The sequence below is a fragment of the Nonomuraea glycinis genome (assembly GCF_035920485.1).
In the GTDB taxonomy this organism is placed as follows: domain Bacteria; phylum Actinomycetota; class Actinomycetes; order Streptosporangiales; family Streptosporangiaceae; genus Nonomuraea; species Nonomuraea glycinis.
Genome location: NZ_CP109166.1, coordinates 1,371,027 through 1,387,898 on the forward strand (window position 1 = coordinate 1,371,027; position 16,872 = coordinate 1,387,898).

General features: G+C 70.1%; 15 protein-coding genes and 1 tRNA gene. 7 read left to right on the forward strand and 9 right to left on the reverse strand.

What is annotated here, in order from left to right; all coding sequences use genetic code 11:
- Positions 1-37 precede the first annotated feature (37 nt).
- Positions 38-1,489 carry a bifunctional UDP-N-acetylglucosamine diphosphorylase/glucosamine-1-phosphate N-acetyltransferase GlmU gene (glmU, locus tag OHA68_RS06310; protein ID WP_327106739.1) on the reverse strand — a complete coding sequence of 484 codons (1,452 nt, stop codon included), beginning with the start codon at positions 1,487-1,489 and terminating at the stop codon, positions 38-40.
- 137 nt (positions 1,490-1,626) lie between these two features.
- Positions 1,627-1,698 (reverse strand) — tRNA-Gln (locus OHA68_RS06315).
- Between the two features lie 302 nt (positions 1,699-2,000).
- Here OHA68_RS06315 and OHA68_RS06320 point away from each other — a divergent pair.
- From OHA68_RS06320 to OHA68_RS06335, 4 genes are all read left to right on the forward strand, one after another.
- Positions 2,001-2,942 (forward strand): acyl-CoA desaturase, encoded by a 942-nt coding sequence (locus OHA68_RS06320; protein ID WP_189141971.1) that lies wholly within the window; start codon positions 2,001-2,003, stop codon positions 2,940-2,942.
- Between the two features lie 79 nt (positions 2,943-3,021).
- Positions 3,022-3,963: a TetR/AcrR family transcriptional regulator gene (locus tag OHA68_RS06325; protein ID WP_327106740.1), complete on the forward strand. Its 942-nt coding sequence runs from the start codon at positions 3,022-3,024 to the stop codon at positions 3,961-3,963.
- A gap of 53 nt (positions 3,964-4,016) precedes the next feature.
- On the forward strand, positions 4,017-6,080 hold the full coding sequence (locus OHA68_RS06330) for an RNA degradosome polyphosphate kinase (protein ID WP_327106741.1): 2,064 nt from the start codon (positions 4,017-4,019) through the stop codon (positions 6,078-6,080).
- Positions 6,067-6,939 carry an NUDIX hydrolase gene (locus OHA68_RS06335; RefSeq protein WP_327106742.1) on the forward strand — a complete coding sequence of 291 codons (873 nt, stop codon included), beginning with the start codon at positions 6,067-6,069 and terminating at the stop codon, positions 6,937-6,939. Before OHA68_RS06330 ends, OHA68_RS06335 begins: the two co-directional genes overlap by 14 nt.
- Positions 6,940-6,976: 37 nt before the next feature.
- On the opposite strand, the gene OHA68_RS06340 is transcribed toward OHA68_RS06335, so the two are convergent.
- From OHA68_RS06340 to OHA68_RS06350, 3 genes are read right to left on the reverse strand one after another with little or no spacing between them, the layout of a single operon-like run.
- Positions 6,977-8,452, reverse strand: coding sequence for a CYTH and CHAD domain-containing protein (locus OHA68_RS06340; RefSeq protein WP_327106743.1), 1,476 nt, complete (start codon positions 8,450-8,452; stop codon positions 6,977-6,979).
- Between the two features lie 51 nt (positions 8,453-8,503).
- Positions 8,504-8,851 carry a VOC family protein gene (locus tag OHA68_RS06345; RefSeq protein ID WP_189141976.1) on the reverse strand — a complete coding sequence of 116 codons (348 nt, stop codon included), beginning with the start codon at positions 8,849-8,851 and terminating at the stop codon, positions 8,504-8,506.
- The gene (locus tag OHA68_RS06350) at positions 8,848-9,624 is read right to left on the reverse strand and encodes a trans-aconitate 2-methyltransferase (RefSeq protein ID WP_327106744.1); all 777 of its coding nucleotides are present in this window, start codon (positions 9,622-9,624) and stop codon (positions 8,848-8,850) included. Before OHA68_RS06350 ends, OHA68_RS06345 begins: the two co-directional genes overlap by 4 nt.
- Positions 9,625-9,679: 55 nt before the next feature.
- Between OHA68_RS06350 and OHA68_RS06355 the strand changes: the two genes are divergently transcribed.
- Positions 9,680-10,180: a MarR family winged helix-turn-helix transcriptional regulator gene (locus OHA68_RS06355; RefSeq protein ID WP_189141977.1), complete on the forward strand. Its 501-nt coding sequence runs from the start codon at positions 9,680-9,682 to the stop codon at positions 10,178-10,180.
- A 3-nt stretch (positions 10,181-10,183) separates the two neighbouring features.
- Here OHA68_RS06355 and OHA68_RS06360 read toward each other — a convergent pair whose 3' ends face one another.
- Positions 10,184-10,591 (reverse strand): MerR family transcriptional regulator, encoded by a 408-nt coding sequence (locus OHA68_RS06360; RefSeq protein WP_268241364.1) that lies wholly within the window; start codon positions 10,589-10,591, stop codon positions 10,184-10,186.
- A 77-nt stretch (positions 10,592-10,668) separates the two neighbouring features.
- Here OHA68_RS06360 and OHA68_RS06365 point away from each other — a divergent pair, with 77 nt between their 5' ends.
- Positions 10,669-11,865 carry an MFS transporter gene (locus OHA68_RS06365; RefSeq protein WP_327106745.1) on the forward strand — a complete coding sequence of 399 codons (1,197 nt, stop codon included), beginning with the start codon at positions 10,669-10,671 and terminating at the stop codon, positions 11,863-11,865.
- A gap of 121 nt (positions 11,866-11,986) precedes the next feature.
- Here the strand turns inward: OHA68_RS06365 and OHA68_RS06370 are convergent, their stop codons facing one another.
- Together OHA68_RS06370 and OHA68_RS06375 are read right to left on the reverse strand one after the other, a co-directional pair.
- A complete protein-coding gene (locus OHA68_RS06370) occupies positions 11,987-13,792 on the reverse strand; it encodes an ABC-F family ATP-binding cassette domain-containing protein (RefSeq protein WP_327106746.1) in 1,806 nt (601 codons plus the stop codon).
- 77 nt (positions 13,793-13,869) lie between these two features.
- Positions 13,870-14,934, reverse strand: a complete 1,065-nt coding sequence (locus OHA68_RS06375; RefSeq protein ID WP_327106747.1) for a 4-(cytidine 5'-diphospho)-2-C-methyl-D-erythritol kinase — start codon at positions 14,932-14,934, stop codon at positions 13,870-13,872.
- Positions 14,935-15,088: 154 nt separating this feature from the next.
- Between OHA68_RS06375 and OHA68_RS06380 the strand changes: the two genes are divergently transcribed.
- Positions 15,089-16,057: an arginase family protein gene (locus OHA68_RS06380; RefSeq protein ID WP_327109469.1), complete on the forward strand. Its 969-nt coding sequence runs from the start codon at positions 15,089-15,091 to the stop codon at positions 16,055-16,057.
- 12 nt (positions 16,058-16,069) lie between these two features.
- Here OHA68_RS06380 and OHA68_RS06385 read toward each other — a convergent pair whose 3' ends face one another.
- Positions 16,070-16,654: a C40 family peptidase gene (locus OHA68_RS06385; RefSeq protein WP_189141981.1), complete on the reverse strand. Its 585-nt coding sequence runs from the start codon at positions 16,652-16,654 to the stop codon at positions 16,070-16,072.
- Positions 16,655-16,872: the final 218 nt, after the last annotated feature.

The window sequence follows — 16,872 nt, forward strand, 5'->3', positions numbered from 1 at the left end:
ATGGTGCCGTCGTTACCGATGCCCTCGGCGAGCTCGGTCATGTGCCACTCTCCCGCTGTTCTTGCTCAGCCAGCGCCCGCTCGGCGGCCGCGGCTGACTTGGTGCCCGCGCGCCTGCGCAAGACCCACTTTTCGATGTTGCGCTGACGCGCTCTGGCCACCCCGATGGCGCCGGGCGGCACATCGCCGTCGATGACGGAGCCGGCGGCCGTGTAGGCGCCGTCCCCGATCGTCACCGGGGCGATGAGCATGGTGTCGCAGCCGACGAACGCGCCGTCGCCGACCTTGGTGCGGCTCTTGGTGACCCCGTCGTAGTTGACGAAGATCACCGAAGCGCCGATGTTGACGTCGTCGCCGATCGTGGCGTCTCCCGCGTAGGTCAGGTGCGGCACCTTGGAGCGCTCGCCGACCTGGGAGTTCTTCATCTCGACGAAGGTGCCGGCCTTGGCGCTGCGGCCGAGGACGGTGCCGGGGCGCAGGTAGGCGTACGGGCCGACGCTGGCCTGCGGGCCGATGTCGGCGCCGTCGGCGACGGCGTTGCGCACCACGGCGCCCGCGCCGACGCGGGTGTCGGTCAGCGTGGTGGCGGGGCCGACCTCGGCGCCCGCCTCGACCACGGTGCTGCCGTGCAGCTGGGTGCCGGGATGGATGACGGCGTCGGGCTCGATCCGGACGCCCACGTCGATCCAGGTGCTGCCGGGGTCGACGATGGTGACCCCGCCGCGCATGTGCCGCTCCAGCAGCCGCTGGTTGAGCACCTTGCGGGCGAAGGCGAGCTGGACCCGGTCGTTGACGCCCTCGACCTCGGCGTAGTCGCCGGCGACGTGCGCGCCGACGCGGTGACCGTCGCCGCGCAGGATCGACAGCACGTCGGTGAGGTATTCCTCGCCCTGGGCGTTGTCGCTGGAGACGCGCTTGACGGCGTCGGCCAGGAGGTCGCCGTCGAAGGCGTAGATGCCGGAGTTCATCTCCTTGATGGCCCGCTGGTCGGGGCTGGCGTCCTTGTCCTCGACGATCTCCAGCACGGCTCCGCCGGGGTCGCGGATGATGCGGCCGTAGCCGGTGGGGTCGGGCACCTCGGCGGTGAGCACGGTGACCGCGTTGCCGTCGGACTCGTGCCGCTGGAGCAGCTCGGCCATGGTCTCGGTGCGCAGCAGCGGCACGTCCCCGTAGGTGACGAGGACGGTGCCGCTGATCGTGCCGGTCCCCTCCAGCACGGTGCGGACGGCGTGGCCGGTGCCACGCTGCTCGTGCTGGACGACGGCGCGCGCGTCCGGGCTCGTCCCGGACAGGTGGGCGCCCACCTGTTCCAGCGCGTGGCCGATGACGACGATGAGCCGCTCGGGACCGAGGTCCCTGGCGGCGGAGAGCATGTGGTCGACCAAGGCTCGGCCGCACAGCTCATGCAGGACTTTCGGGGTCTGGCTCTTCATCCGGGTTCCCTCGCCTGCGGCGAGGACGATGACGGCTGCCGGGCGCGGCACACTCACGGACTGAGGCTCCCTGTGGCTGGACGGTCTCAGGGTCATGTGCGGGCTGTCGCACCGCAACCCTGCCGACACCGTGAGGATACCTGGCCGCCGTGGGCTCCCCTCCAGGGGGGCTTTCGGAAGGGAAGGCCTAAAAGCTCCCGGAAGAGGACTCGAACCCCTACAAAGTGGACCAAAACCACTTGTCCTGCCGATTAGACGATCCGGGATCAGGCGGACACCGTAGCGTCCGACACCGTCCTACGATACCGACCCCGCGCCGGCGTGCGCGCCGATTAACGCGCCCGGATCCACCGCGGGCGGACTAGATCGCCGGTTGACGGGCACGGTGGAGTCGGTGTGCGCCTATAACAGGCCATCCGGAACGCCGCAAGGCAGGGAAGCAACGCCTGCCCGTCGAAACTCCATCACCTATCGGTCATGGAGGCTTAGCCCTTCCTTACCTACGATGGCGTAAGTTACGGTGACGTAGGCCGGACATAGTTCCCAAACAGCTCGTGAGAGGTAGCCCATGACCGTTATCGCCGACCGTCCGACACCCGGGCCGAAGCCCGAGTTCGAGCCGGAGCCGCGCACCAAGGCCGAGCTCGTCTCCTTCGCCCTGGTCGTCGGGCTGCCCATCGTCGCGATCCTGGCCGCCGTGCCGATGGCCTGGGGATGGGGGCTGATCGGCTGGACGGACGTCGCCATCGCGGCCGTCTTCTACGTCGTCTCCGGCCTCGGCGTCACCGTCGGCCTGCACCGCTACTTCACCCACGGCTCGTTCAAGGCCAAGCGGCCCATGAAGATCGCCCTGGGCATCGCGGGCAGTCTCTCGCTGGAGATGTCCGTGCTCGACTGGGTCGCCACCCATCGCAAGCACCACAAATTCTCCGACAAGGAGGGCGACCCGCACTCGCCGTGGCGCTTCGGTCCCGGCTTCAGGTCGATGACCAAGGGCCTGCTCTACGCGCACATGGGCTGGCTGTTCGACGCCGAGCGCACCAACCGCGAGAAGTACGCCCCGGACCTGTGCCGCGACCCCGACATCATGAAGCTGCACCGGGCCTTCGGCGCGCTGGCCCTCGTCTCCCTCCTGCTGCCGGGCATCCTCGGCGGGCTCATCACCTGGTCCTGGCAGGGCGCGCTGACCGCGCTGTTCTGGGGCACGCTGGTCCGCATCGGCCTGCTGCACCACGTCACCTGGTCGATCAACTCGATCTGCCACGTGTTCGGCGAGGAGGCCTTCCAGGTACGGGACAAGTCCCGCAACGTGTGGTGGCTGGCGATCCCGTCCTTCGGCGAGTCCTGGCACAACCTGCACCACTCCGACCCCAGTTGCGCCCGGCACGGCGTGCTCAAGGGCCAGATCGACCTGAGCGCCGGCCTGATCCGGATCTTCGAGAGGCTGGGCTGGGTGTACAACGTACGCTGGCCGAATCCCGAGCGGCTGGCGGCGAAGCGGATTGCCTGACACCGCTCCATCGATGCCCGGCACTCCCGTAGGCACCGCCATGATGGAAAGCGTGACCGAATCCCGATCTCGCAGGCGTATGACCGGAAAAGAACGAAGAGAGCAGCTGATACTGATCAGCCGCACGCTTTTCGCGCAGAAGGGGTTCGACGGGACCTCGATCGAGGAGATCGCGGCCACCGCGAATGTCTCGAAGCCGGTGGTCTATGAGCACTTCGGCGGAAAAGAAGGCGTGTACGCGGTCGTCGTCGACCGGGAGATGCAGAAGCTGCTCGGCATGATCACCGAGGCGCTGACCGCGAGCCACTCACTGGTCAAGCTGGAACGGGCCGCGCTGGCCCTGCTGCAGTACATCGAGGAGAGCAGCGAGGGTTTCCGCATCCTCGTCCGCGACTCGCACGCCGCCTCGGGCACCGGCACGTTCGCCAGCCTGATCAGCGAGATCGCCAGCCAGGTGGAGGACGTGCTGGCCGACGAGTTCGCGGCCCGCGGCTACTCCCCCGGCCTCGCGCCCATGTACAGCCAGATGCTGGTCGGCATGGTGGCCCTGACCGGCCAGTGGTGGCTGGACGTGCGCAAGCCGGGGCGCGAGGAGGTGGCGGCGCACGTGGTGAACCTCGCCTGGAACGGCCTGACCGGGCTCAACCCCCAGCCGGCCATGACCAAGGCCACGGCGATGGCCCCGACGATGACCACGACGGTGGCCACGCGCGACCAGGCCGCGGCCAAGGTGCCCGCACCGCGCGGCAGCGACAAGGAAATGCGCGAGCTGGACAAGGTACGGGAGCGGGAGCTCAAAGAGGCCGAGAAGATCCGCCAGCGTGAGCTGCGCGAGGCGGAGAAGGCCAGGGTGCGCGAGCTGAAAGAGCGCGAAAGGGTGCTGAAGGAGGCCGAGAAGGAGCGTGAGCGGCTCTTGAAGGAGGCCGAGAAGGTACGCGAGCGCGAGGAGAAGCTGCGCCAGCGGGAGGCCCGGCTGGCCGAGAGGGCCGCCCGGCTCGGGCATCCTGATCAGTCGGAATAAGTCGTTGCGGTCCCGTTAACGTTCTGTTCAACCTAATGGGGCATATTTCCTTTATGTCCGTTGAGCAGCTGCAAACCGGAAACGATCTAGCTTTGCCGCAGGACAGGTTCCTCAATCGTGAGGAGAGCTGGCTGCAGTTCAACGAGCGGGTGCTGGAGCTGGCCGAGGACCCCTCATTGCCGCTGCTGGAGCGGGTGCGCTTTCTCGCGATCTTCGCCAGCAATCTCGACGAGTTCTTCAGGGTCCGGGTCGCCGGCCTCAAACGACGCATGGCGACCGGCCTGCTGCTCCGGACCAAGAGCGGGCTGAAGCCGAGCGAGGAACTGGCCAGGATCGCCACCGTCGCCGACAAGCTGGCCAGACGGCACGCCGCGGCCTTCCACCAGCAGATCAGGCCCAAGCTCGCAGCCGAGGGCATCGAGGTCGTCCGCTGGGACGAGCTGGGGCGCGAGGAGCGCACGCTGCTGCGCAAGCTGTTCCGGGAACGGATCAGGCCGGTCCTGACGCCACTGGCCGTCGACCCCGCCCATCCATTTCCGTACATATCTGGACTTAGTTTGAATTTGGCGGTCGTGGTGCGGAACCCGGCCAATGATCACACGGTGTTCGCCAGGGTCAAGGTGCCTTCGCAGTTGCCCCGATTCGTGGCGGCCTCGCAGGATCGGTTCGTACCGCTGGAGGATGTCATCGCGGCCCATCTGGGCCAGCTTTTCAAGGGAATGGAGATCGTCCAGCACCACGTCTTCCGGGTGACCAGGAACGAGGATCTCGAGGTCGACGAGGACGTCACCGAGAACCTCATGCAGGCCCTGGAGAAGGAGCTGCGGCGGCGCCGGTTCGGGCCGCCGGTCCGGCTGGAGGTGGAGGACACCATCTCGCGCGAGGTGCTCGACCTGCTGGTGGACGAGCTGGAGCTGGCCCCGCACGAGATCTACCGCATCGCCGGGCCGCTGGACCTGACCGGGCTGCACGCCATCGCCGACCTCGACCGCGGCGAGCTCAGCTACCGCCCGTTCGTCCCGGCCGAGGCCATCAGCGCCGAGGACGACGTGTTCGCCGTGCTGCGTGAGCACGACGTGCTGCTGCACCACCCCTACGACTCCTTCGCCACCAGCGTGCAGCGCTTCATCGAGGTGGCCTCCGCCGACCCGAAGGTGCTGGCGATCAAGCAGACCCTCTACCGCACCAGCGGCGACTCGCCCATCGTGGACGCGCTCATCGACGCGGCCGAGGCGGGCAAGCAGGTCGTGGTGGTCGTGGAGATCAAGGCCCGCTTCGACGAGCACGCCAACATCTCCTGGGCCCGCAAGCTGGAGCGAGCCGGCTGTCACGTCGTCTACGGCGTGGTCGGGCTCAAGACCCACTGCAAGCTCGCCCTGGTCGTCCGGCAGGAGCCCTCCGGCGAGCTGCGCCGCTACTGCCACATCGGCACCGGCAACTACAACCCCAAGACGGCCAGGCAGTACGAGGACTTCGGCCTGCTCACCGCGGACCCGCTGGTCGGCGAGGACGTCACGGACCTGTTCATCCACCTGACCGGCTACTCCAACCACTCGGCCTACCGCAGGCTGCTGGTCGCGCCGCACTCGCTGCGCGGCGGGCTGCTGGCCAGGATCGACCGGGAGATCAGCCACCAGTTGTCGGGACGCCCGGCCCGCATCCGGATCAAGACGAACTCGCTGGTGGACGAGCCGCTCATCGACGCCCTCTACCGGGCGTCCCGGGCGGGCGTGCCGGTCGACCTGTGGGTGCGGGGCGTGTGCACGCTGCGCCCCGGCATCCCCGGCCTGTCGGAGACCATCCGGGTACGGTCGGTCCTCGGCCGTTTCCTGGAGCACTCGCGGGTGTACGAGTTCGGCCTGGGCCGCCGGCCCGAGGTGTGGATCGGCAGCGCGGACCTGATGCGCCGCAACCTCGACCGCCGGGTGGAGGCCCTGGTCAAGGTGACCGGCGTCCAGCACAAGGCGTACCTGATCGACCTGATGGACCGGGCCATGGCCGACACCACGAACACCTGGTGGCTGGACGCGAGCGGCACCTGGTACCGCCATCAGGGCGAGGACCTGCAGAGCCACTACATCGCCACCCGCCGCTGGAGGACCGTTGACGACGACTGACCCGCTGCGCGCCGCCGGAGCCGTGGTGTGGCGGGGCGCGGAGGGCGCGCCGGAGGTGGCCGTCGTCCACCGGCCGCGCTACGACGACTGGACCTTCCCCAAGGGCAAGATCGAAGCCGGTGAGCACGTGATCGCCGCCGCGCTGCGCGAGGTGCGCGAGGAGACCGGACTGACCGTCGCGCTCGGCCGCCCCCTGCCGACCGTCCACTACCCGTTCCAGGGCGCGCTCAAGAGGGTCGACTACTGGACGGCGCGGGTGAGCGATGACGGCGGGTTCGTGCCCGGCGACGAGGTGGACGAGCTGCGCTGGGTCTCTCTCGACCGGGCGCGGGAGCTGCTCAGCTATGCCTGGGACGTGGAACTGCTCGGCAGGCTGACCACCGCGCCGCTGTCCACCGTCCCGCTCGTCCTGGTACGGCATGGCTCGGCCGGTTCGCGCCAGAGCTGGCAGGGGGAGGACGCCCGGCGCCCGCTCGACGACGAAGGGCTGGCCCAGGCGGCGGTCCTGGCCACGGTGCTCCCCGCCTACCGGCCCGAGATCCTGCTGAGCTCCCCCAGCCTCCGATGCGTCCAGACGCTGCGGCCGTACAGCTCGAACCTCGCCCGGGAACCGCTGCTCAGCGAGGAGGCCCACGATCCGCCCAAGACGACCGCCCTGGTCGGCGAGCTCACCGCACCCGCCGTGGTGTGCAGCCACGGCAAGGTGCTGCCCTCCTTGATCGCCGCCCTCAGCCCGCTCGACCCTTTCAACCCGCTCGCGGCGCTCGGGGGCGAGCAGGCGCACCTGGCCAAGGGGGCCTTCGCCGTCCTGCACCGGCTGGACGGGCAGGTGATCGGCGCGGAGCTGCACACCACCTGACCCCGCTCAGAGCGGAGCTGCCCGGCACCTGACCCGCTCAGAGAACGCTCCGCACCGCCGCACAGGTCTCCGTCCAGACGCCGGGGAACTCCTCGTGCGCACGCTGCGCCGTCGCGCGTTCGAGACCGACGAGCACCCCGTACGTGAAGGTGTCCTCACCCGCCGCACGGGCTTTCCCCGCCTCCGCGAGCAGCCTCTCCTGCGCGACCACCCCGTCCTGATGCGTACCCAGCACTTCCTGTACGTTCTCCGCCAGCTTGGCGAGGGTGCCCATGGGCTCGCCGAGGGTGGGCTTGAGCGCCTCGGCGGTGTAGCGGGCGCGTTTGGCCGCCTTGCGCACGTCGTGCATGGCGATCTCGCGCCGCTCGGGGTCGGCGATGGCCTGGGCGGTGTCGTAGGCCTTGGTCACCCGTGCCCAGTTGGCCGCCGCGACGCCCCTGAGCGTGTCCCCGGCCGGCTCGGCCGCCGCCTTGCCCAGCGTCGGCTCGGCCACCAGCGCGTCGAGTGCGTCGAGCAGGGCGTAGTAGCGCTCGCCGCTGAGCTCCTGCCTGATCCGCTCGTAGCCTTCCCGCTCGCGCTCGGCCAGGTCGTCGCAGAGCCGGGTCCGGATCGGCCCGATCACCAGCTCGGGGGGCAGCGCGGCCAGTTCGCCGTCGTACCTGGCCCTGATCACCTCCAGGTCGCGGACCTCGCCCAGCACGGTGCCGAGCCACTGGAGCTCCTCCTGGAGCTCGCCGGTGTCGCGCACGACGGACTTGAACGCCTTGAGCGCGCTGCGCAGCCTGCGCGCGGCGACCCGCATCCGGTGAACGCCGCCCTCTTCGGCCCGCCGTACCCGAGGGTCCTGGGAGAGCAGGGCGGCCACCTGGCCGGACAGGTAGCCGAGCACGGTGTGGCCGGCGGTGCCGTCGTCCAGGGCCGCGCTGGGGGCGGCGGGCGGTTCCAGGAGTTTGGCGAGCTTGCTGGCCGCCGCGGACGGCGTCGCGCCCGCCTTCCTGAGCCGCTTGCCGACCTTCGCCAGCAGCCGCTGGTCACCGTCGAGCAGTTCCGCCTCGACCTCGCGCCACCGGACCACCATCGGCTCGTCGCCCTGGAAGGACGTGCCCTTGACCCGGTCGTCGGCGACCTCGACGAGCCTGGTCCCGCCGTCGCTCAGCACGGTCACGCTCCGGCGGGTGGCGAGCTCGGCGACCACCCGCAGCTCCGCGCCGCGCGTGTAGGCGCGGACGAGCTCGGCCAGCTCCTCCGGCACGGCCTTGGTCCGGGTCAGCGGTCGCGTGATCTCCTGCCGCACCCCCTTGGCCTTGGGCAGCTTCAGGTGCCAGCCGGAGTCGGAGCCGCCGCGCCTGCGCCTGAGCGTCACTCCCCTGGCCGCCAGCCGCAGATCCGGGGTGTCGTAGTAGAGGGCGACGAGCTGGAAGGACTTCGGACCGGTGGCCTCGGCGAGACCGGTCAGATCCGGCACCGCGAAATCGGGCGGGACGTCGAACTTGTCCTCGATCTCAATGCCCACGACACCTCATAAAAGTCCGCTTTCAGCCATGATGTCACCCGAAGGTGAACATCAGGTGCGCTGCATCAGCTCGATCCTGTTCCCGACCGGATCCGAGACATGGACCCGCCGAAATCCCGCGACCGGCGCGTCCGGCACCGCGTCAGGCAGCTTGGCCACCAGCTCGTCCAGATCGTCGACCAGGAACGCCGGATGCGCCTTCGCCGCCGGCCGGAAGTCCTCCTCGATGCCGAGATGGACCTCCACCCCCTGGCCCCGGAACCAGGCCCCGCCCCGTTCGGCCAGTGCCGGCGGCTTGGCCACCTCCTGGAGGCCGAGCACGCCCGCGTAGAACGCCCTGAGCTCCGGCTCGCTGCCTGCGGGCGCGGCAAGCTGTACGTGGTGCAGTCCGATGATCATTTCTGCACCACCACGAAGATCCGCCGGAACGGGAAGGGAGTGCCGAAGCCCCGCGCCGGATAGGCCTCCTCGAACCGCTCGGCCAGCTCGGCGGTGAACCGTTTCGCCTCATCCGGCCGCAGCCGGTCCAGGATGGGCCGCAGGGCGGTGCCGGAGACCCAGTTGAGCACCGGGTTCTCGCCCTTGGGCGCGTCGAGGACGTGCACGTACGTCGTCTCCCAGGCGTCCACCCGGGAGCAGCCGCCCAGCAGGTCCAGATACTCGGTGGCGGGGCCGACGGGAGCTCCCCTGTCGTAGTCGCCGAGCCTGTCGGACCAGGCCGGCGAGCCGCACAGCGCGCGGATGGCCGCGTGGCTGGGGGCGTCGTGGTTGCCCGGCACCTGGAAGGCCAGCCAGCCTCCCGGGCTCAGCGCCGTGATCCAGCGCTCGATGACGTCGCGGTGCTCGGGCACCCACTGCAGGACCGCGTTGGAGACGATCACGTCCACGGGCCGGTCGGGGTGCCACGTCGTGACGTCGGCGACGGTGAACCTGGGGGCGGCGTCCAGCGCCCGCGCCTTGGTGATCATGGCGGGTGAGGAGTCGAACCCCTCCACAGTGGCCCTGGGCCAGCGCCGGGCCAACTCACTGGTGAGTTCGCCGCTCCCGCAGCCCGCGTCCACGACATAATCGGGATCGTCGGCCGCCACCCTGGCCAGCAACTCGAAGAACGGCCGCGACCGCTCACCGGCGTATCTGCCGTACACATCGGGGTCCCAGATATCTCTTGACATAGAGATAATTCGTACCGAGATATTTATCTCGATGTCAAGACAGTACACTCGTCGCATGACGCAGGATCCGCAGGACGAGGTCGACCGGCTCGTCGCGGCGTGGCGGGCGGAGCGCCCCGACCTCGACGTCGAGCCACTCCAGGTGCTCTCGCGGGTCTCCCGGCTGGCCAAGCATCTCGACCGGGCCAGACGGGCCGCCTTCGCCGAGCACGACCTGGAGCCCTGGGAGTTCGACGTGCTGACCGCCCTGCGCCGGGCCGGCAAGCCGTACGAGCTGAGCCCGGGAGCGCTGCTCCGCGCCACGCTCGTCACCTCCGGCACCATGACCAACCGCATCGACCGCCTCGCCCAGGCCGGACTCGTCCGCCGCCGCCCCGACCCCGAAGACCGCCGCGGTGTGCTCGTCACCCTGACGGAGACCGGGCTGACCCGCGTCGACTCCGCCTTCTCCGACCTGCTCAGACGCGAGCACGACCTGCTGAGCGGCCTGACCTCCGACGACCAGCACGCCCTCGCCGCCCAGCTCCGGACCCTGCTGGCCCCCTTCGACTCCTGAGCGTCACCGGGCCCCGGAAGCGCTGTCCTGGACCGCGGCGAGGTAGGCGTAGATGGCGTCACGGTTGCGGGCCAGGCAGTCGATGCGCTGCTGGATGCGCTCGGCCTCACCCCTCAGCAGCGCGTCGACCTCCGGGGTCAGGCACCGGGGGTTGATGAGGATGTCCTCGGGCCGGTCGAGGAAGGGCAGGAGCCTGCGGATGATCTCCATGGTGAGTCCCGCATCGAGCAGGCCGCGGATCTGCTGGACCTGACGGACCGCCGACGGCCCATAGCGGCGATAGCCGTTTTCCGATCGCCCGGGATGCAGCAGATCCTGCTCCTCGTAGTAACGCAGCATCCTGGTGGGAACGCCGGTGAGCCGGGACAGTTCGCCGATCCTCACCGCCCGTTCGCCGCCACGCCGACCCACATGGCGCTGGACACCTTCACTCCACTCCTCATGGTGCATTTGCCTTCACATTGATGTGAACGTTTGACCATGGTCGCATGTCCACCTCGGATCACCTGCCCGCGAGACTGCCGTGGGCCGGGCTGCTGGCCCTGTTCGCGGCCGCGTTCCTGGCCGTCACGACGGAACTGCTCCCCGCCGGACTCCTGCCTCAGCTGAGCGAGGGCCTCAACGCGTCCGAAGGGCAGATCGGGTTTCTCGTCACCGGCTACGCCGTCGCCTCCTGCCTCACCGCGATCCCCGTCACCGCGGCCCTGCGCCGCCTGCCCCGCCGGCCGGTGCTCATCGCCGTACTCGCCGGCTTCGCCCTGTTCAACCTCGTCACCGCCTTGTCCTCCTCCTACCCGCTGACGTTCGCCACCCGGCTTCTGGCGGGCGTGATGGGCGGCACGCTCTGGGCGATGCTCGTCGGTTACGCCGCCCGGATGGTCCCGCCGGAGCGCCGGGGTCGCGCCATCGCCATCGTCTCCGCCGGCATCACCGTCGCGCTCTGCCTCGGCATCCCAGCGGGCACCGCCCTGGCCGGCGCCTTCGGCTGGCGCGCCGCCTTCATCACCCTCACCCTCCTGGCCGCGGCCCTCGCCGCCTGGGTGCGGTGGAAGGTGCCCGACCACCCAGGCGAAGCTCCCACCGTACGGAGCCCGCTGCGCACCGTGGTCACCCGGCCGGGGATCCGCATGGTGCTCACTGTCACGGTGCTTGTCCTCCTGGGACACCAGGCGGTCTACACCTACATCGCGCCGCTCACGGAGCTCTCCGGCACCGGGCGCACCGGCTTGGTGCTGCTCGTCTTCGGGCTGTCCACCGTCGCCGGCATCTGGCTGGTCGGCACCGTCATCGACCGCTACCCGCGTCCCGTTCTGCTGGCCGCCCTGGCCTTGATCACCCTCGCGATGCTGGCCCTCGGGCTGGCTGGGCAGACCCAGGCCGTCCTGCTGATCGCCACCGCCGGCTGGGGAGTCGCCTTCGGCGGTGTCCCCACGCTGCTGCAGGCCGCCCTGGTCAACGCCTCCGGAGCCGCCGACGCGGACGTGGCCACCTCCATGCAGACCACCGTCTACAACCTGGGCATCGCCGCAGGCTCCTTGACGGGCGGCCTCGTCCTGGAGACCTCCGGCGTCGGCGCCCTCCCCTGGACCGCCCTGCCCCTCCTCGCCGTCGCCCTCCTCGCCGTGATCGCAGCCCGCCGCCGCGCCTTCCCACCCCATCCCACGCCCGTCCCGGCCCTGGCCTGAACCTCTGTCAGCGTGATCAGTACGGGCTCGTTCTCCGCACATGCCGCTTCGTCGCAGGTCAGCTCTCCAGCTGATCCAGCAATCGGCGCGGTTCAGGGTTGGCGGCGTGCGGAAACGGGCGTTAGTCGCCGATGCGGTCGGCGAGCTCCAGCCACTCGGCTTCGACGGTGTCCTTCTGGGCGAGGATGTCGCGCAGCCGGTCGTCCAGGGAGCCGAGCTTGGCGTAGTCGCTGGCCGCCTCCGCCATCTGCGCGTGCAGCTTGGCCTCCTGGTCGCCGAGCTTGTCCAGCTGGCGCTCCAGGCGGTTGAGCTCCTTACGCAGCTCGCGCTCCTCCTTGACGGAGAGCCCCTGGGCAGCTTCGGGAGCTGCGGGGGCGGACCGGGTGGCGGGGGTGGCGGCGGCCTCGGCCATGCGGGCGGTGAGGGCCGAACCCGAGGCGCGGCGCTCAAGATATTCGTCGACCCCGCCGGGGAGGAACGACAGTTTGCCGTCACCCAGCAGGGCCACGCAGCGGTCGGTGACGCGCTCCAGGAAGTAGCGGTCGTGGGTGACCAGGATGAGCGTGCCGGGCCAGGCGTCGAGCAGGTCCTCCAGCTCGTTCAGCGTCTCGATGTCCAGGTCGTTGGTCGGCTCGTCGAGCAGCAGCACGTTCGGGTCGTCCATGAGCAGCCTGAGCAGCTGCAGCCGCCGCCGCTCACCGCCGGACAGATCCCCGACGACCTTCCACTGCGCCTCGCCCTTGAAGCCGAGCCGTTCGAGGAGCTGGGAGGCCGTCCACTCCTTCTTGCCGACCTGGATGTACTTGCGGACCTCTTCGACGGTCTCCAGCACCCTGCGCGCCGGGTCGAGCTCGCTGAGCTCCTGCGACAGGTGCGCGAGCCGTACGGTCCTGCCTCTGACGATCCGCCCGGAGTCGGGCTCGACCGTGTCGGCGAGCAGCCGTAGCAGCGACGACTTGCCGGAACCGTTGACACCGATGAGGCCGACCCTGTCGCCAGGCCCGAACTGCCAAGTGCAGTCGTCGAGCACCAGCGGCCCGGCGTCGGGCCCACCGGCGTGCAGCGTGACGTCTTCGAGGTCGTACACGGTCCTGCCGAGCCGGGCGGCGGCGAACTTGAGCAGCTCGACGCTCTCGCGCGCCGGCGGCTCGTTCGCGATCAGGGCCTGGGCGGCCTCCACCCGGAATTTGGGCTTCGACGTGCGGGCCGGAGGGCCACGGCGGAGCCAGGCGATCTCCTTGCGCATGAGGTTCTGGCGGCGCTCCTCGGCGGACTGGGCGATGCGCGCCCGCTCGGCCTTGGCGAGCACGTAGGCGGCGTATCCGCCCTCGTAGCGCTCGACCCTGCCGTCCACGACCTCCCACGTCCGGGTGGAGACGGCGTCCAGGAACCACCGGTCGTGCGTCACCACCACCAGCGCGCTCCTCCGGCCGGCCAGGTGAGCGGCCAGCCAGGCGATGGCCTCGATGTCGAGATGGTTCGTGGGCTCGTCCAGCATGATCAGGTCGTGCTCGGCGATCAGCAGCTGAGCCAGTGCCGTCCGCCTGCGCTCGCCGCCGGACAGCTCGCCGGCCTTGGCGTCGAGGTCCAGGTCACCGATCAGGTTGCCGAGGATCTCCCTGACCCGCTGATCGCCCGCCCACTCGTGCTCGGCCAGCTCGCCCAGCACGATCTCGCGGACACTCTGCGAAGGGTCGAGCAGGTCCCGCTGGGCCAGCACGCCGACCCGAAGGCCCCGGGTGTGCGTCACCCTGCCGCTGTCCGGGCGCACGTCACCGGCGATCACGCTCAGCAGGGTGCTCTTGCCGCCACCGTTGCGGCCGACGACGCCGATGCGCTCGCCGCCCTCCACCCCGAGGGAGAGGTCGCTGAGGAGAGGCTTGGGTCCGTAGGCATGGGAGACGGACTCGAGATTGACCAGGTTCATTGCCTCCCAGGGTATCGGCTCACGGTGAGCGCATCTTCCGCCCGCGTTCCGCGGTCACCGAAGTGCTCACGGCCGGCTCAGAGGAGGGTGGCACCGGGGGTGGGACCGTGGGCGGTCACCGTCGCACGGACGGGGGCCCGCTCGGGCAGGGCCTGGGCGAGACGGGCGGCGTGAGCGGCGTCCTCGACCAGGAAGGCGCAGGTAGGACCAGAGCCCGAGACGATCGCCCCCAGAACCCCCAGACGCCGACCGGCTTCCAGGGTGACGGCCAGCGCGGGGCGAAGGGACAGTGCGGCAGGCTGAAGATCATTGGAGAGGTGGCGCCCCAGGGCGTGGGGGTCACCATCACGCAGCGCCGCCAGAAGCACCGCATCAGCCTCAGCCCGAAAGCCCCCAGCAACTGTGGACCCGCCTGACATGGCACCACCGCCCGAGGAAGCACCGACTGAGGCACCGACCGAGGGCGTGCCAGTGGAGGCGTCCCCGAACGAGAGGGCACCGCTGGAGGGGACAGCCGAGTGCATGCCGGTGGAGGCTTCATCGGGCGAGGGGACGCCGGTGGAGGCAGCTGCTCGGAGGCGGTCGCATTCGGCGTAGACGCTGGGGGTGGACAGGCCGCCGTCGGCCATGGCGAAGGTCCAGTGGAAGGTGCCCGTGGTGGGGAGCTCGGTGAGCAGCTCGCCTCTGCCGGTGCCCAGGGCGGTGCCGCCCATCAGGGAGAACGGCACGTCGCTGCCCAGGTCGGCGGCTATGCGCATGAGGTCTTCGGCGGGCAGGCCGAGACCCCAGAGCTCGTTGCAGGCCACCAGGGCCGCCGCGGCGTCGGCGCTGCCTCCTGCCATGCCTCCCGCCACCGGGATCGCCTTGTGAATGACCAGGTCGGCGCCGTAGCCGACGCCCGCATGCTTGGCGAGGGCGCGGGCCGCCTGGATCGCCAGATTGGTGTCGTCCACGGGCACCACATCGGCCCAGTCGCCCGTCACGGTCACGGTGATGGAGTCGGACTCCCGCGCCACCACGTCATCGAAGATCGACACGGCATGGAAGACGTTGACCAGGTCGTGGTAGCCGTCCTCCCTGAGAGGGCCCACGGACAGCTGCACGTTGACCTTCGCGGGCACCCGTACGGTCACCGAACTCATCGATCTTCTGCCACTCTCATCGCCGGCGGGGTCAAGACAGTCAATCGTAGCGGCGCGGGGCCGGGCGCCATGGCCGAGAGAAACCGTTGGGCGCAGGACCGGTCGTCGGACACCATGGAGAAAGCTGCTTGTGAGGGGAGATGCCTTGACCACGGTGACGGTTGTCCAGGTGCCGCAGTGGCGGGGGTCCGGTGCGCCGACCGCCGAACGGTTGCGGGAAGGGGCGCGGCTGCTGGCCTCCATGGTGCCTGCCGACGAGCGGGTGCTCGTGGAGGTCGAGGACGACCTGGTGAGCACGGCCGCGCGGGTGCGGGAGGCCATCGCCCAGGTGGACAGCGGGCTCCTGGTGGACGGCGGGCTTTTGGTGGATGGCGGACCCCTGATGGACGGCGGACCCCTGATGGACGGCGGACCCCTGATGGACGGCGGGCTGCTGGTGGTCGCTGGAGGGGACTGCGGAGTCGAGCTGGAGCCGGTGGCCGCTGCCCGGCGGCGGCACGGGGAGCGGCTGGTGGTGGTCTGGTTCGACGCTCATGGGGACCTCAACACTCCTGAGTCCTCTCCTTCGGGGGCGTTCCACGGGATGGTGCTGCGTGCGCTGACCGGCGAAGGACCGCCTGGCCTGGTGGCCACGCCCGCGGTGGATCCGGGGCGCGTCGTACTCGCCGGGGCCCGCGACCTGGACCCCGCCGAGGCGGCCTTCGTGAAAAGCGCAGGCGTACGGCACGTGCGACCGGCCGAGGCCGCGCTCACGCAAAGCGCAGGCGTACGGCACGTGCGACCGGCTGAGGCCGCGTTCGGGGGACGGGCGGGCGATGTGGGGGCGCTGGTTAACGCGATCGCGGCGGCTGGGGGGCCGGGTGAGCCGGTTGTGTACGTACATATCGATCTTGATGTGCTGGAGCCGGAGATCTTCGCTTCCGTGGGGACGCCCAGTCCTGGTGGGTTGCGTCCTGACCAGTTGCTTGCCCTGGTCACGGCGGTGGCTGAGCGGTTCGGGGTGGTCGGGCTCGGGATCACGGAGTATGAGCCGTCCAGGGCTGAGGACCAGGAGCTTTTGGAACCCCTGGTCGCGGGGCTGGTCGAGGTCTGTGCGCGATCTGGGCGAGGGACGGGCGGGTGACCAGGTGGGGCGTCATGCCGGGCGGACCGCGCCTCGGAAGACGGCGCGGTAGTAGGGGGAGTTGAGGAACTGGGTGGTTCGGACCACGTCGCCGGTCTTGGGGGCGTGGATCATCACTCCGCCGTGGAGGTAGAGGCCCACGTGGGTGGGGTCGCCGGAGCCGCCACCGAAGAAGAGCAGGTCACCGGTGCGCAGGTCGCCCAGCGGGACCCGGCGGCCCTGGCGGAACTGGGCCCCGGTGTAGTGGCCGAGCCGGACGCCCGCTCTCGACCAGGCGTACAGGGTCAGGCCGCTGCAGTCGAAGCCGGTGGTGAGCGCCCCCATGCCGACGCCTCTGGTGGGGCCCGAGGAGGAGCCGCCGCCCCAGGAGAACGGGGTGCCGAGCTGTCTGAGTGCGGCGGCGGCCGCGATGCCGCCCTTGGTGCGGAGGTCACCCTTGATCTTGACGACGGGAGAGCAGTCCGGCGGAACGAGTGTGGAGCATAGGGCGCCCGGGTCCTCGGAAACGGTGGCGGCGGCCGTGCCTGTGAGGGTGCCGAGGATGACGGCGAGCCCGCCGCCGAGCGTGAGCCACCTCAAGCAGGTGTGTGCGGTCATGGTCTGCCTCCTGTGGTGTAGGGAGGCACCAGGATCGTTCACATGTTCGAGCCACCATCGGGCCGAACGCGGTTCTGTGGATGAACGCCCTCACTCGCGCGCACCTGTGGACGGCCACCCGTCCGCCTGCCCGCGAGCGTCGACAGGGAGTTCGTCCGCGCGTGGGCAGAAGCCCGTCCGCCCGTGCCCGTGCGGAAAGGTCGGTCGGTTTCAGGCTG